The sequence below is a fragment of the Sphingopyxis sp. LARHCG72 genome (assembly GCF_052871675.1).
Map to the genome: position 1 here is coordinate 380,274 of NZ_JBIXJU010000002.1, position 15,223 is coordinate 395,496.

Genomic DNA, 15,223 nt, shown 5'->3' on the forward strand with positions numbered 1-15,223 from the left:
GCTGGCGTTTGCCTTCGGAGGTATGCTAGTACCCCCTCCGAAGGCAGAGGCCAGGGGTTCGAATCCCTTCGGGTGCGCCATTTTTCCGATGTTCGGTATTTTGGTGCCCCGGTGCGAGCCGTCATGGCGCGACTTTCAGGGCATATGCGTATCGGCGGGCAAAAAAGCCCGTGCGCCTTCAGCCAGCGATATAGGTCCAGCCGCCAATCAGCCGGCCAGCCGTAGCATCGCAACATTGTTTGGATGGCCCGACGACAAGCGCGCCCGCGGCTCGCAGGGCCTAGTAGCCCCTGCGATCGGGTGCGGCGAGTTCAGCCTCCGACGGCCAATGCCCTTGCGGATTTTCGCGGACGATTTCGGTAAGCAGCGCCTTTGCGCCCGTCTCGTCGCCGGCGAAGCGGCGCTCCATCGCGATCGCGAACTTGATCGTGCTGTCGCGGCTGTCCTTGAACGCCGCCGGGTCGAGCCGGCCCTGCATGATCTGCACCGCCTGATAATAAGTGAAATTCTCGATCAGCTTCAGCCCGGGCTCGATCGCGTCGATCGCCGCGCGCGCCTTGTCGTGCTGCCCCATTTTCCGGTAGGCGAGATAGGTCCAGTAAGCGGTCGGCACGCGCATGTCGTCGCGTGCGAAATCGGCGGCGAGCTCGAGCGATTTCGCCATGCCCGTCACCATCGTCGGATAGTCGCCCGTCGCGAAGCTCGTCTGCGCATGATAATAGACGATGTTGCCGCGATAGGTGCTGATCGTCAGGCCGATCGGGTTCGGCATCCCGTCGGGTTCGAAACTGTCGGGGGTGTCGCCCATCAGTTCGAGCGCCTTTGCATAATCGGCGAGCGCTTCCTCGAACCGGCGCGCGCGCGTCAGGTCGCGGGCGCGGAAGCGGTAGAGCTTGTAGCTCTCCGGGAATTGCTTGATCCCGGCGCTGAAGGCATCGACCGCGTCGCAGATGCGGCCCGCATAATCGAGGCGGCGGCCGTACCAGATATGGCTGTCCTCGCGCTCGGGTGCGATGCGCAGCGCCGCCGCGGCGATCGCGATATCCTCGTCGAGCAGTTTTTGCGTCGCGGGCGAGAATTTTGGTATCGCCAGCGGCGTGCCGATCAGGCTGGTCGCGCAATTCCCCGCGTCGGCGCCAGGGACGTTCGCCGACGCAGGGGCTGCCGTCAGCAGCAAGGCAAGGGTGAGGGTGGAAATACGCCGGGTCATCCGATCACGTCCTGGTAGATGCGGCGGAGGTTGGTCCCCATGATCTTTTCGGCGGTGCCGGACGGATAGCCGAGCTTGCGCACGCCATCCCACACGACTTCCATGCGGCGCGGGCCGTTGAGTTCGTTGATGAACAGCGGCCAGTCGTCCGCGTTGAAGTTCGCGCCCTCTTCGGCCTTCAGCTCGGCGACATAGGCGTCGGTCATTTCGACGACGCGATGGTCGCGGTCGCTGCCGATCGCGACATGGTCGGCGCCCATCACCTTCACCGCATGGTCGATGTGGCGGAAATATTCGGGCAGCGCGTCGTCGCGCTTCGTCGTCAGGAACGGCCGCATCTGGCAGATGCCCGCGACGCCGCCCTTGTCGGCGAGCAGGCGCAGGTTCGCGTCGGTCGTGTTGCGGACATTGCTGTGCACCGCCATACACGCGGTGTGCGAGACGATGACGGGGACTTTCGATGCGGTGATCGTGTCGGCCATCGTCTGCATGTTCGAATGCGACAGGTCGATCAGCATCCGCTGTTCGTTCATGCGGCCGACGAGATCGCGGCCGAAGTGCGTCAGTCCATTCGCGCCGAGTTCCTTGCACCCCGCGCCCGCCCAATTCTGGTCGTTGTAGGTAATCTGTGCCGACGTCACGCCGAGCTTGCGGAACAGGTCGACATTGTCGAGGTCGCGCCCGAACTGGGTGCTGTTCTGGAACAAATAGAAGAGCGCGAGCTGGCCGTTCTTGCGCGCGAGGTCGATGTCGCTGGTCTTGGTCGCCTTCAGGAACAGCTCGGGATGTTTGGCGATATGTGCGTCATGATCGAGCACCGCCTGCACGGCCTCGTCATAAGCCTGGCCTTCATAGGTCTTGGGATCGCAGAGCGTGACGGTGATTGCGTCGAGCCCGCTCGCGCGCATCTGTCCGATCAGTGCCGCGTCATATTCGAAGCGGACCTCGCCCATTGCGTCGAAGGTGAGCGGGCGCGCCGTCGCCCGCGCCGCCGTACCGGGTGCGACCGCCATCGCGGCGGACAGCGCCGCTCCCGACAGGATGAATTGCCGTCTGTCCATCGCCTTGCCCTCTCCAATTTTCTATTGGAAAGAAATTAGCGTATAGGAAAATTATTGCAAGCCCATAGATGGAGTGGGCCGATCGGCGCGATCAGCCGGTGTTGACCCACAACACGACGGCGTCTTCCTCGCTCGTCGAATAGGCGGCGTGCTGCATGCTGCTGTTGATGTAGATGCTGTCGCCGACGCCGAGGATCGCTGGTTCGTAATGCTCGGTCTGGAAACAGATCTCGCCTTCGAGCACATAGAGGAATTCCTCGCCGCTGTGCTGCGACCAGCTCTTGAAATCCTCGAGGCTGCGCGCCTTGATCGTCGTGACGAACGGCAGGATCCGCTTGTTCTTGAGCTCGGCGGCGATCAGCCGGTGGCGATAGACCGCGGTTTCCATCAGGCGGCCGGCGCCGTCCATCGTGACGCTGCGCCGTCCCGCGGCGTCCTGCCCCGAATTGCTCGCGAAGAGTTCGGTGATGTCGATGTCGAAGCCCGTCGCAAGCTTTTGCACGACGTCGAACGTCGGCGACATCTGGTCATTTTCGATCTTCGACAGGGTGGAGGCGGCGAGGCCCGTCAGGCGCCCGGCGTCCTCCAGCGTCATGCCGCGTTCCTTGCGCAACTGGCGCAATCGCTCGCCCAGGTGAAACCCTTCGGAACGGGGCCGTTTCCTGGTACGTACGGCGTCCAGAACTTCCGGCTCGTCTCCATTTCTGGGCGGCATAAGTCTCCAATCCTCAACTTGCTCGAGATCATACGGTATCGGCTATTGGAGGACGGCTGGGGGAAGAAGTCCGGCCAATCAGCCACCGCAATCTATAAAGCACAAATTTCCGATAGGCTACGATATTGGCATATACGCTATGCCGCTATCGCATATGCCCACCGGAAATATTGGCCGATCCCGAACAGACGAGATCAGAATTTATACTTAGCATTCAAATAATAGAAGCCGCCGGCGACCCCGAATACGCTGTGATTATCGTAGATCAGGCCCGACCGCGCGCGCGCCGGACCGCGGCCCGGGGGGAAGATGTTGAAGATATTGCGTGCGCCGATGCTGAGGTCGACGCCTTCGATACCCGAATAGGTTACTTCGGCGTCGAACAAGGTCACCGCCTTGCGCGGCAGGAAGGTCGCGCCATCGAGGCGGCGCCATGCGCCATAATGGATCGCGCGGCCCATGAAGGCGAAATCGCCGACTTTGGTCGTTGCCGAGAAGTTGCCGCGCCAGCGCGGGGTGCCGCGTTCGAACTCGGTGACGATCGCCGAGGTAAAGCCGACCGGCGGTGCGCCGCGCAGCTGCTGCTCATTATAGTTCACGGCGAGGCTGAAGTCGGTCGAGGCATTGTCCGACCAGGTCTGGCGATAGGTGCTCACCAGGTCGAAGCCGCGCACGCGGGTGTTCATTTCATTCTGGAAATAGCGCACGTCTTCGATGTCGGCGCCGTTCGGGAAGCCGAGCGCCGCCAGCGCGGCGCGTTCCGCCGCCGTGGTCTTGCGCGACGGCGTCAGCAGCAGGCGATCGTCGACCTTGATCTGGTAAAAGTCGAGCGTGGTGAGGAAGCCGTCGAGACCGGTGAAGACGACGCCCGCCGACATGTTGAACGAGGTTTCGGGCTTCAGCGACTTCGACCCGAAGACCTGCGCCGCGGGCGAGCCCGGGACCAGAACGGCGTCGAGAATGAAGCCGCCCAGCCCGTCGAGTTGCGAGGTCAGGCTGGTTCCGAACACCTGCCCGGCGGCCGGGGCGCGAAAGCCGGTGCTGACCGAGCCGCGCAGCGCGAACGCGTCGCTCAGCTCGAAACGGGTCGCCGCCTTGTAGCTGAAGTTCGTGCCGAACTGGTCATAATCTTCGTAGCGGCCGGCGACCGACAGGTTCCACCAGGGCGTGATATCGGCATCGACCTCGGCGAAAACCGCGTAGCTCGCCGAATCGAAGCTGCCGGCGAATTCGGGCGAGAAACCCTGAAAGCCGTTCGACCCGGCGGGCAGGTCCTGCAGCGGACCCGTCGTATAGCTGGCGACGTCGCCGCGCCCGATGACATAGGTTTCCTTGCGATAGCTGGCGCCGGCGAAAGCGAGGATGTTGTCGGTCAGTTCATAGGATGTTTCGGCGTCGAACTGGATTTCGCGCTGGGTCAGCGATCCCGGCTTGAACGAGGTCGGCGAATTGACCCCCATCGACGCGTTGATCGTGCCGGTGATCGTATAGTCGACGGTGTTGGTGCCATAGCGTGCCGACAGGTCCCAGTTCCACGGGCCGACCTGATCGCGCAAGCCGACGAGGGCGCTGAAATCCTCGAGATTGCCCGAGAATTCGGGCGTGAACCCGCCCGGATAGATCGCAGCAAGATTGAACAGCTGCGGATGCGCGGGGGTGAGGTCGAAGCGCGAATTGGCATAGGTGCCATGGCCGTTCACGCCGCCCGCGGTAAAGGGCTGGCGCAAGCCGAAGGTGACCGCGCTTTTGCCCGTCATATAGTTGCCGAACGTATAGGCTTCGAGTTCGTCGCCCAGTTCGACGCCCGCGTTCCACACCGCCTTGAACGCCATGTAGCGCGGATCGAGATTGCCTTCGGGATGTTCGGGCACGCCGGGGACGCCTGCGGCTTTCAGCGCTTCGGCGCCGGCGTGGCGCGCCTTTTTCGCATAGGCTTTGGCCTGATCGGTATATTGGGCGGCGAGGTTGAAATAGGCGTTGTCGCCGACGGGGACGGCAATATGGCCCTGAATGTCGTAATTGCGGCCGCCGCTTTCGAAATATTCGCCGACCTGCGCCATGATCGAGCCGCCGCTCTTCGCCTTTTTCAGCTCCATGTTGATCACGCCGGCGATCGCGTCCGAACCATATTGGGCCGACGCGCCGTCGCGCAGCACTTCGACGCTCGACAGCGCGATCGGCGGGATGACGTTGAAATCCTGGCCCTGCGAGCCCGAGGTCGAGGCATGGCCGGTGCCGATCTGCACGATCGAGGCGCGGTGGCGGCGCTTGCCGTTCATCAGCAGCAGGACATGGTCGGCGGGCGAGCCACGCAGCGTGATCGGGCGCACGAAGGAGGAGCCGTCATTGCCCTGCAGGCGCTGGGCGTTGAACGCGGGCACCAGCGTGCGCAGCGCGTCGTTCACGTCGGCATAACCCGTCGCGGTGATGCTTTCGGGCGAAATGACGTCGATCGCGACCGAGCTGTCGGTGATCGAGCGATCCTTGCGGCGCGTCCCGATCACGACGATATCGTTGCCGCCGTCATCGGTCGTGGCACCTTCGGCTTCCGGCGGCGCCGTCTGGGCCTGCGCGGCAGGCGCGATTGCGAAAGCGACCGCCGACGACAGCAGCAGGCGTGAAACGAACTTCGACATTTTTCCCTCCTTGGTAACCCATTTCGCCACCCGGAAATGTCCAAATTTCCGGAGTCCATCTCATTGTTGATAATTTTCCTATCATAAAATTTATTGCCCAACCAGCAAAATATTCCTATGCGATGGGAAAGGCCCCGGAGCCGATCTTCGGCGCCCGGCCGGCGGGAGTTTTTGTGAGGTGATGGGCTTTCAGGTGATGGACAGGACGAGGCGCGCGGCGCCAGTGCGCTCGCGGCTGCGGGGCGGCGTGCTGCCGGCGTCGATCATCGGCGCGTTGCTTGCGGGCACGGCGGCCGCGGCCCCGGGCTCGCATGAAGAGCTGGTGATTCACGCCGGCGCGGTGATCGCGATTCCCGGCGAACGCACACTCGGCCCAACCACGATCGTCGTCCGTGACCGGCGGATCGCCGAAATCCGCGCGGGTTACGTCGATTTCCCCGCGGTGCCGACGATGGACCTCAAGGATCGCACCGTGCTGCCCGGGCTGATCGACACGCATGTCCATTTCAGCTTCGCCCCCGAAACCAAACTCTGGTCGGCGGCGATCGACACGCCCGAAGATGTCGCGCTGTTCGCCTTTTCCAATGCGAAAAAGACCCTCGAAGCCGGGTTCACGACGGTGCGCGATGTCGGGTCGGACGGCTATTCGATCCACGCGCTGCGCGATGCGGTGAACGACGGCACCGTCGTCGGCCCGCGCATCTTCCTGTCGGGCACGTCGCTGTCGATCGTCGGCGGGCATGGCGATATGTCGGGGCTCAATCGCAAGACGACCGAGGCGCTGTTCCCCTATGATTATACCGGCGCCTGCACCGGCGCGGTCGAATGCGCGCTGCGCGTTCGCGAGGCGGCGAAATATGGCGCCGACCTGATCAAGATCACCTCGACCGGCGGCATCATGTCGCAGCAGGCGCGCGGGCTGGGCCAGCATCTGAGCGACGAGGAGCTGGTTTCGATCGTCACCACCGCGCACGGCCTCGGGCTCAAGGTCGCGGCGCATGCGCATGGCGGCGCGGGTGTCGCCGCGTCGGTGCGCGCGGGTGTCGATTCGATCGAACATGGCACATGGCTCGACGCCGAAACCGCGCAGGCGATGGCGAAGCGCGGCACCTGGCTGGTGCCGACGCTCGGGCTGCTCGATGCGCGCAAGGAAGCCGACGCCAGCCCCGCAGTGCAGGCGAAAATGGCCGAAGCGCGCCGCGTCGCGGGGCAAAACATCCGCCTCGCGGTCCAGCACAAGGTCAATATCGCCTTCGGCACCGACGCGGGCGTGTCGCCGCATGGGCAGAATGCGCGCCAGTTCCGGCTGATGGTCGAGCATGGGCCGATGACGCCGATGGCGGCGCTGCGCTCGGCGACCGTCGATGCCGCGACGCTTCTCGATCAGTCGGAGAGCCTCGGGACGATCGAGGTCGGCAAATTCGCCGACATCGTCGCCGTCGCGGGTGACCCCGCGCGCGACATTACGGTGATGGAAAAGGTCGCCACCGTGATCAAGGACGGCCGCATCATCATTCACGACCGGCGCTGAGCCGCCGGTTGACCCCTATTCTCGCAACGCTTTTTACGGACACAAAAATGAACGCCATCGACACGTCTCTCTCCTCGCAGCCGGCATCGGGCGCCCTCGCCGACGCCGTGACCGACATTTTCGACGAACTCGGCCTGTCGCTCGCGGGCGACCTGGGGTCCGGCCTTGACGTCTTTTCACCGATCGACGGGTCGACGCTGGCGTCGCTGAAAATGCACCGGAGTGCCGACATGGACGCGATGGTCGCGCAGGCCGAGGCTGCCTTCGCCGCATGGAAACAGGTTCCGGCGCCGCATCGCGGCGAACTCGTGCGGCGCTATGGTCAGCTGGTGCGCGAGCATAAGGAAGTGCTGTCGCGCCTGCTGACGATCGAGAATGGCAAGATCCTGACCGAGGCGCGCGGCGAGGTGCAGGAGGTGATCGACATCTGCGAATATGCCGTCGGCCTGTCGCGCCAGCTCTTCGGGCTGACGATCGCGTCGGAGCGCGCCGAGCACCGGCTGACCGAATATTGGCACCCGCTCGGCCCGCTCGGGCTGATCTCGGCGTTCAACTTTCCCGCGGCGGTGTGGGCATGGGGCACGACGGTCGCGCTCGTCTGCGGCGACAGCGCAATCTGGAAGCCGTCGGAAAAGACGCCGCTGACCGCGCTCGCCTTCGGCAAGCTGCTCCAGAAAGCCGCCGTCGACTATGAATTTGCGCCCGCGCATCTGGTGCAGGTCGCGATCGGCGCCGCCGAATGCGGCGGTACCCTCGCCGACCATCCGGGAATCGCGATTGTCAGCGCGACGGGCAGCGTGCGCATGGGGCAGGACGTCGGCGTCCGCGTCCAGCGGCGCTTCGGCCGCGCGGTGCTCGAACTCGGCGGCAACAACGCCGCGATCGTCGCGCCGAGCGCCGACATCGGCCTCGCCCTGCGCGGCACGGTCTTTGCTGCGACGGGCACCTGCGGCCAGCGCTGCACGACGCTGCGCCGCCTGATCGTCCACGACAGCATCCGCGCCGATTTCGTGAAGCGGCTGATCGCGACCGCGGACAGCCTCAACATCGGCAGCCCGCTGGTCGACGATACGCATGTCGGCCCGCTGATCGACAAGGCGGCGTTCGATGCGATGCAGCGCGCGCTTGACGCCGCGCGCGCCGAAGGTGGCACCGTCCATGGCGGTCAGCGGATCGAGATCGCGGGATCGCCCGACGCTTATTATGTCCGCCCCGCCATCGTCGAAATGCCGGGCCAGAGTGCGATCGTCCGCGAAGAGACGTTCGCGCCGATCCTCTATGTCCTGTCCTATTCGACCCTCGACGAAGCGATCGCGCTCCAGAACGGTGTGCCGCAGGGGCTGTCGTCGTGCATCTTCACCAACGATGTGCGCGAAGCCGAGCGCTTCCAGTCGGCGACAGGCAGCGATTGCGGCATCGTCAACGTCAATATCGGGACGAGCGGTGCCGAGATCGGCGGCGCGTTCGGCGGCGAGAAGGTGACGGGCGGCGGCCGCGTGTCGGGGTCCGACAGCTGGAAGAATTATATGCGCCGCGTTACCGCGACGGTGAATTATTCGACATCGCTCCCGCTCGCACAGGGTGTGAAGTTCGATCTCGACATCGACTGAACATATTTGTTGGAGGAGGTTTGAAATGGTCCCCGGGAAACTGAAATGGCTGGCGTCGGCCGGCCTGCTGATGCTGGCGATGCCGCTGGCGGCGGCGGCGCAGGAAGGCAGCGTGCAGGGCACCTCCCTGCTCGGCAAGCCGATGGTCACGACGCAGACGCGCAACGCCAATGTCGCCGCGACCGAGACGCTCGACCGCGCGGCGCGCGATGCCAAGGCGGCCTATGAGGCCAATATGACGGTCGACAGCGCGACCTGGTACGGGCGCATCCTCTTCTATCAGGGCTATTCGAAGGAATCGGCCGCGGTTTACGACCAGGCGCTCAAGCGCTTCCCCAATTCGGGCAAGCTGCTGCGCCACCGCGCGCACCGCGCCTTTTCGCTGCGCGACTTCGACAAGTCGATCGAACTCGGGCTGAAGGCGGCGAAGCTGTACGAGAACCAGCCGCTCGAACGCGAAAAGCCGGGCCCGGACTATTTCCCGGGCGACCCCGACGTCGTGCAATATTATCTCTATTATCACCTCGGGCAGGCCTATTTCGCCAAGCATGATTTCGACAATGCCGCGAAATGGTTCGCCAAGTCTGCCGAATCGGCCGCCTTCACCCACGATGTCGAGGCGCGCACCGCCAACGGCTATTGGGAATATCTGTCGCTCGCACGCGCCGGGAAGCTTCGCGAAGCGCAGAAGCTGCTCGACGATTATGACCTGACCTTGTTCGAGGTCCATCCGAAGGGCGGGTCGGACACCTATTTCGACGGGCTGCAACTGTTCAAGGGCCACCGCGCCGCCGACAGCTTCTTCAGCGACAAGGACAGCGGCCGCGCCTTCGCGACCGCCGACGGCGTCGCGGCATCGACCGCGTACAGCCTTGCCAACTACTATATCCTCAGCGGCGAGCCCGAGAAGGCGAAGCCCTGGCTCCAGCGTTCGATCAATGTCGACAGCTGGGGTTTCTTCGCGCGTATCCAGGCCGAGGCCGACTGGCTGCTGCTCTTCCCCGGCGAGCAGCCCTGATCGGGCAAGCGGTTCGCGATGGAAGGTCCGCACCCCGGGGCCGTGCATTTTTGCCGGCCCCGGGGATGTCGGGATCATATGTGCCGCATGGAGAGCGCAATTTTCGTGCGTGAATCGGCGTAAGCGCCGTTGAAATGATGCGGCTTCGCCCTTACGCGCTTTCCGGGAGAGGAGAGCCGATGGCGAGGATATTGGAAGGCAAGGTCGTCGCGATCACCGGCGCGGGGCGCGGCATCGGGCGCGAACTGGCGCTCTATTGCGCGGCCGAGGGCGCAGCAGTGGTCGTCAACGACCCCGGCGTCGCGCAGGCCGGCGACGGCGGCGACGCCGCGCCCGCCGAGACCACCGCGAACGACATCGTCGCGGCGGGCGGCAAGGCGGCCGCGAACTTCGGCAATGTCGCCGATCCCAAAGAAGCCGCGGGCATCATCGAGGATGCGGTGGCGAAATTCGGCCGCATCGACGCGGTCGTGAACAACGCCGGCATCCTGCGCGACACGATCTGGCACAAGATGAGCTACGAGGACTGGAAGAGCGTCATCGAGGTCAACCTCACCGGCGTCTTCAACGTGTCGAAGGCCGCGACGCCCTGGTTTCGCGAACAGCAGTCGGGCAGCTTCATCCACTTCACATCGACCAGCGGGCTGATCGGCAACCTCGGGCAGGCGAATTATTCGGCCGCGAAGCTCGGCGTGGTGGCATTGTCGCAGTCGATCGCGCTCGACATGGCGCGCGTCGGGGTGCGCTCGAACTGCATCGCGCCTTTCGCATGGAGCCGCATGACCTCGTCGATCCCCGCCGAAACGCCCGAGCAGCAGGAGCGCGTCAAGCGCCTCCAGTCCATGTCGGCGGACAAGATCGCGCCGCTCGTCGCCTATCTCGCCTCCGACCGCGCGAAGGACGTCACCAACCAGATTTTCAGCGTGCGCAAGAACGAGATATTGCTCTTCTCGAAGCCGCGTCCGATCCGGTCGATGGCCAAGCTCGAAGGCTGGACCGCCGAGGCGATCGCCGACGAACTGATCCCCGCGTTCCGTCCCGACTTTGCGCGCGTCGACGAGGTGTCGGCGCATGTTTTCCCTTACGACCCGATTTGAGGATCACCGCCATGAGCAATCCCGGCATGGACGCCGACATCTTCGACCAGTTCATCGAGCAGCTCGAGCGTTATGTGCGCGACCGGCTGATTCCTGCCGAACAGGGGATCATCGAGACCGACCAGATCCCCGCCGACATCCTCGCCGAAATGCGCGACATGGGGCTGTTCGGGCTGACGATCCCGGAGGAGTTCGGCGGCGCGGGAATGAACGTCAGCCAATATGTCCGCACCATCCATACCCTGTCCTATGCGATGCCGGCGTTCCGTTCGATCATCTCGATCAACATCGGCATGGTCGCCTCGGCGCTCAAGAACGGCGGGACCGACGCGCAGAAAGCCGAATGGCTGCCGCGCATCGCGGCGGGCGAGATTGCCTGTTTCGGCCTGACCGAACCCGGCTCGGGGTCCGATTCGGCGGGGCTTCAGGCGAGTGCGGTGCAGACCGACAATGGCTGGGTGCTCAACGGGACGAAGCGCTACATCACCAATTCGCCCTTCGCGAAACTCGGCCTGATCATGGCGCGCACGACGAAGGAGAATCTTCCCAAGAACGCCCATGTCTCGGCCTTCCTCGTCCCGCTCGACGCGCCGGGCGTGACGATCGGCAAGTCGGACAAGAAGATGGGCCAGTCGGGCAGCCATATTGCCGACGTCATCATGGAGGATGTCCGCGTCGGCGGCGAGGCGCTGCTCGGCGGCGAATTGGGCAAGGGCTTCGCCTATGCGATGATGAGCCTCGACAACGGCCGCATGTCGGTCGGCGCCGCGGCGACCGCCTACGCCCGCCGCGCGCTCGACAGCGCGATCCGCTACGCGACCGAGCGCAAGGCGTTCGGCGAGCCGATCGCGAATTTCCAGCTGATCCAGCAGATGCTCGCGCAGAGCGAGATCGATATCTATGCCGCCGAATGCATGATGGAGGATGTCACGCGCCGCGCCGATGCGGGCGAGAATGTCCTGCGCAAGGCGGCGGCGTTCAAGGTGTTCGCCTCCGAAATGTGCGGGCGCGTCGTCGATGCCTGCGTCCAGGTCTATGGCGGCGCCGGCTATCTCGCCGAATATGACGCCGAACGTTTCTTCCGCGATGCGCGCATCTATCGCATCTATGAAGGCACGACGCAGATCCTGCAGCTCCAGATTGCGAAACATATGCTGCGCGAGTTCGCTGCGGCGAACTGATGAGCGGCGGATGACGCGCCGTCTTTCGGTACGGCGCGCCGGTCGAAACCGGCGGGCGCGCCCCGCGCGCCCCCGGAGCGACGGGCTTTATGCCCGGCTGGCCGGCCGTTCCCGGGCTATCGCTGCTTGATCGGCGAGAAAAATGCGCAAATATGTGCAAGATGAGAAAATCGATTGAAAGGACCGAGATGCCGGCCATGCGCCAACCGAGCTCGCCCGCCAGCGATCGCCGGACCGCCGTCGACGGCAATCCGGGGACATTTCTGCGCGAACTGCGGACCGAAAAGGGCTGGACGCTCGCCGAAGTCAGCGAGCGGACGCGCATTCCCGTTTCAACTTTGTCAAAGATCGAAACCGGCAAGATGTCGCTCAGCTATGAAAAGCTGCTGCGCCTCAGCCAGGGGCTCGGAATCGACATTACCCGGCTTTTCGCGGCCGCGGCGGCATTGCCCGCCGCGACGCACACCGCGAACGGACGCCGCAGCATCACGCCCGCGGGCGAGGGGCCTTCGATCCAGACGGCGACCTATAATTATACCTATCCCTCGGCGGACCTGCTCAACAAGCTGCTCAATCCGATGATCATCGACATCAAGGTGCGTTCGATCGAGGAATTCGGCGACCTGATGCGCCACTCGGGCGAGGAATATGTGCTCGTCCTCGAAGGCGAGTGCGAGTTCCACAGCGACATTTACGCGCCCTCGCTCCTCCAGACGGGCGATTCGGTCTATTTCGACGCGTCGATGGGGCATGGCTATGTCGCGGTGGGCGACAAGCCGTGCCGGATCCTGTCGGTCTGTTCGGCGACCGACGCCGACCTCAAGTCCGCGCTCCATCCGATCGAGGGCGAAAAGATCCTTTCGGACTAAGCGGCGGAGTTGCCGCGCGCCGCTACGGCCGCGGCAAGGCCATTTTCATCCATGGAAAATTCTACCGGTCCGGCGGCTGGACCGCGTTCCGCGCCGCCGCGGGGGGGCGCCGTCGCGAGCGCCGTTGACAAATTTCCGTACAGGATGTTTATGCTCCAAATTGAAAATATTTCAAAATGAGAAATTTCCTGTGCGGCGGCCATCGTCGCCATGGTGAAAGGGGAGGCTGAATGCGGGTCCTGAGTTCGTGCGGATGGCTGGGGGCGGCCTTGCTCGCCCTGTTCGCGGGTCCGCTAGCGACCGATGCGATGGCGCGCCCGGCGGCCGCTCCGGTTGTGAAAGCGCGCGACGCAGCCACCTCCCGGGCCGCACCCGCGCTGGTGAAAAGCGACGTCGATGCGTGGCTCGACGGCTATATGCCCTTTGCGCTGCGGCGCGGCGATGCGGCGGGCGCGGTCGTCGTCGTGGTCAAGGACGGCGCGGTGGTGACGCAGCGCGGCTTCGGCTACGCCGACGTCGCGACGCGCCGGCCGGTCGACCCCGAAACGACGCTGTTCCGGCAGGCTTCGGTGTCCAAACTGATCACGTGGACCGCGGTGATGCAGCTTGTCGAGCAGGGCAAGATCGACCTCGACCGCGACGTCAACGCCTATCTCGATTTCCGGATCGCTCCTTTCGACGGCAAACCGGTGACGATGCGCAACCTGATGACGCACACCGGGGGCTTCGAGGAGGTGCAGCGCGGACTCAACAGCTATGATCCGGCGAAAATCCCGTCGCTTGGCGCTGCGCTGAAGCGGCAGGTGCCGCATCGCATCTTCGCGCCGGGAACGACCCCGGCCTATTCGAACTTCGGCACCTCGCTGGCGGGCTATATCGTCGAGCGCGTGTCGGGGCTTTCGTACGACGATTATGTCGAGCGGCACGTCTTTGCGCCCGCGGGCATGACACGGTCGAGTTTCCGACAGCCGCTTCCCGCCGCGCTGCGTCCGCTGATGGCGAGCGGATATATGCTCGGATCGGGCGAGCCGGGGAAGTTCGAACTCAGCAGCTTCACGCCGTCGGGCGCGATGACCGCGTCGGGCGCCGACATGGGACGCTTCATGATCGCGCATCTCACCGATGGCGGCGCGCTGCTGAAGCCCGCGACCGCGGCACAGATGCACAATACGATCCTGCGGCTGATCCCGCCGCTCAACGGCATGGCGCTCGGTTTCTACGAACAGAATATCAACGGCCGCAGGGCGCTCTCGCACGCGGGCGACAGCCTCAACTTCCACAGCCAGCTTTGGATTTTCCCCGAAGAGAAGGTCGGCATCTACATGTCGATGAACGCTGCGGGGATGCAGAATGTGTCGGGGCCCATCCGCAGCCATTTGTTCGAAGCCTTCGCCGATCGCTATTTCCCCTTCGCGCAGCAGGACGGCCGCGTCGATGCGGCAACCGCGCGCGATCATGCGCGCATGATGGTCGGCACCTACAACAAGACGCGCCGGCTCGAATCGAGCTTCCTCAAGGCGATGGAACTTGCCGGGCAGGTGACGGTCTCGCTCGACCGCGATGGCGGGATCGTGCTGAGCGTGGCGCCGGGGCTTGATGGGAAGCCGCGCAAATGGGTTGAAATCGCCCCGTTCGTCTGGCGCGAGCAGGACGGCAAGATGCGCCTCGCGGCAAAGGTCGAAAAGGGCCGCGTCGTCCGGTTCAGCGTCGATTCGGGATCGCCCTATATCGCGTTCGACCGGGTGCCCTGGTATCTGTCGACGGCGTGGATCACGCCGGCTTTCCTGGCCGGTCTCGGCGCGCTGCTGCTGACCGCGATCGCCTGGCCCGCCGCCGCGCTGATCCGCCGCCGCTATGGCGCGAAGACCGGCCTCTCGCCTGCCGCGCTCAAAAGCTACCGGCTGACGCGCGGCTTCGCGGCGCTCGTCGTCGCGGTGGTCGTGGGGTGGATCCTGTTCGTCAGCAAGCTGGTCAGGGACTTTTCGTCGCTCAGCGGCGAACTCGACGGCACGCTGATCGCGCTCCAGATCCTGACCCCGGTCGTCTTCTTCGGCCTGTTTGCCAGCGCGATCTGGAACATCCGGCACGTCTGGACGGGAAAGCGCGGCCGGTTCGCGAAATTCTGGAGCATCCTATTGCTGCTGTCGGCGGTCATCCTGCTGTGGGTCGCTATCGGCTTTCACCTGATCGGCTTCGACACGCGTTTCTGACCGCCGCGCGCCAGCGGAAGGGCTCCCTTCGGCCTCCGCTGGCGTGACCGGCCAAAGAAAATTCTCCATTTCTATTGCAATTATC

At 64.4% G+C, this 15,223-nt stretch carries 11 protein-coding genes; 7 read left to right on the forward strand and 4 right to left on the reverse strand.

The window, feature by feature from the left end; all coding sequences use genetic code 11:
• Window positions 1-280: 280 nt before the first annotated feature.
• From ACIPPQ_RS06940 to ACIPPQ_RS06955, 4 genes are all read right to left on the reverse strand, one after another.
• Entirely contained in the window at window positions 281-1,210 is a 930-nt protein-coding gene (locus tag ACIPPQ_RS06940; protein WP_446543402.1) for a tetratricopeptide repeat protein, read from the reverse strand.
• The gene (locus tag ACIPPQ_RS06945) at window positions 1,207-2,271 is read right to left on the reverse strand and encodes a dipeptidase (RefSeq protein WP_446543403.1); all 1,065 of its coding nucleotides are present in this window, start codon (window positions 2,269-2,271) and stop codon (window positions 1,207-1,209) included. Before ACIPPQ_RS06945 ends, ACIPPQ_RS06940 begins: the two co-directional genes overlap by 4 nt.
• Before the next feature lie 91 nt (window positions 2,272-2,362).
• Window positions 2,363-2,986 carry a helix-turn-helix domain-containing protein gene (locus tag ACIPPQ_RS06950; protein ID WP_446543404.1) on the reverse strand — a complete coding sequence of 208 codons (624 nt, stop codon included), beginning with the start codon at window positions 2,984-2,986 and terminating at the stop codon, window positions 2,363-2,365.
• Between the two features lie 194 nt (window positions 2,987-3,180).
• On the reverse strand, window positions 3,181-5,622 hold the full coding sequence (locus ACIPPQ_RS06955) for a TonB-dependent receptor plug domain-containing protein (protein ID WP_446543405.1): 2,442 nt from the start codon (window positions 5,620-5,622) through the stop codon (window positions 3,181-3,183).
• A gap of 196 nt (window positions 5,623-5,818) precedes the next feature.
• On the opposite strand from ACIPPQ_RS06955, the gene ACIPPQ_RS06960 reads away from it, so the two are divergent.
• The 7 genes from ACIPPQ_RS06960 to ACIPPQ_RS06990 all read left to right on the forward strand — a co-directional run bounded on the left by ACIPPQ_RS06960 (window position 5,819) and on the right by ACIPPQ_RS06990 (window position 15,138).
• A complete protein-coding gene (locus ACIPPQ_RS06960; protein ID WP_446543406.1) occupies window positions 5,819-7,153 on the forward strand; it encodes an amidohydrolase family protein in 1,335 nt (444 codons plus the stop codon).
• Between the two features lie 47 nt (window positions 7,154-7,200).
• Window positions 7,201-8,763 (forward strand): L-piperidine-6-carboxylate dehydrogenase, encoded by a 1,563-nt coding sequence (gene amaB / locus ACIPPQ_RS06965; RefSeq protein ID WP_446543407.1) that lies wholly within the window; start codon window positions 7,201-7,203, stop codon window positions 8,761-8,763.
• Window positions 8,764-8,788: 25 nt separating this feature from the next.
• Window positions 8,789-9,781: a tetratricopeptide repeat protein gene (locus tag ACIPPQ_RS06970; RefSeq protein ID WP_446543408.1), complete on the forward strand. Its 993-nt coding sequence runs from the start codon at window positions 8,789-8,791 to the stop codon at window positions 9,779-9,781.
• A gap of 179 nt (window positions 9,782-9,960) precedes the next feature.
• Window positions 9,961-10,878 (forward strand): SDR family NAD(P)-dependent oxidoreductase, encoded by a 918-nt coding sequence (locus ACIPPQ_RS06975; protein ID WP_446543409.1) that lies wholly within the window; start codon window positions 9,961-9,963, stop codon window positions 10,876-10,878.
• Between the two features lie 11 nt (window positions 10,879-10,889).
• On the forward strand, window positions 10,890-12,059 hold the full coding sequence (locus tag ACIPPQ_RS06980; protein ID WP_446543410.1) for an acyl-CoA dehydrogenase family protein: 1,170 nt from the start codon (window positions 10,890-10,892) through the stop codon (window positions 12,057-12,059).
• Between the two features lie 197 nt (window positions 12,060-12,256).
• Window positions 12,257-12,928 carry a helix-turn-helix domain-containing protein gene (locus ACIPPQ_RS06985; protein ID WP_327456794.1) on the forward strand — a complete coding sequence of 224 codons (672 nt, stop codon included), beginning with the start codon at window positions 12,257-12,259 and terminating at the stop codon, window positions 12,926-12,928.
• 230 nt (window positions 12,929-13,158) lie between these two features.
• Window positions 13,159-15,138, forward strand: a complete 1,980-nt coding sequence (locus tag ACIPPQ_RS06990; protein WP_446543411.1) for a serine hydrolase domain-containing protein — start codon at window positions 13,159-13,161, stop codon at window positions 15,136-15,138.
• Window positions 15,139-15,223 lie beyond the last annotated feature (85 nt).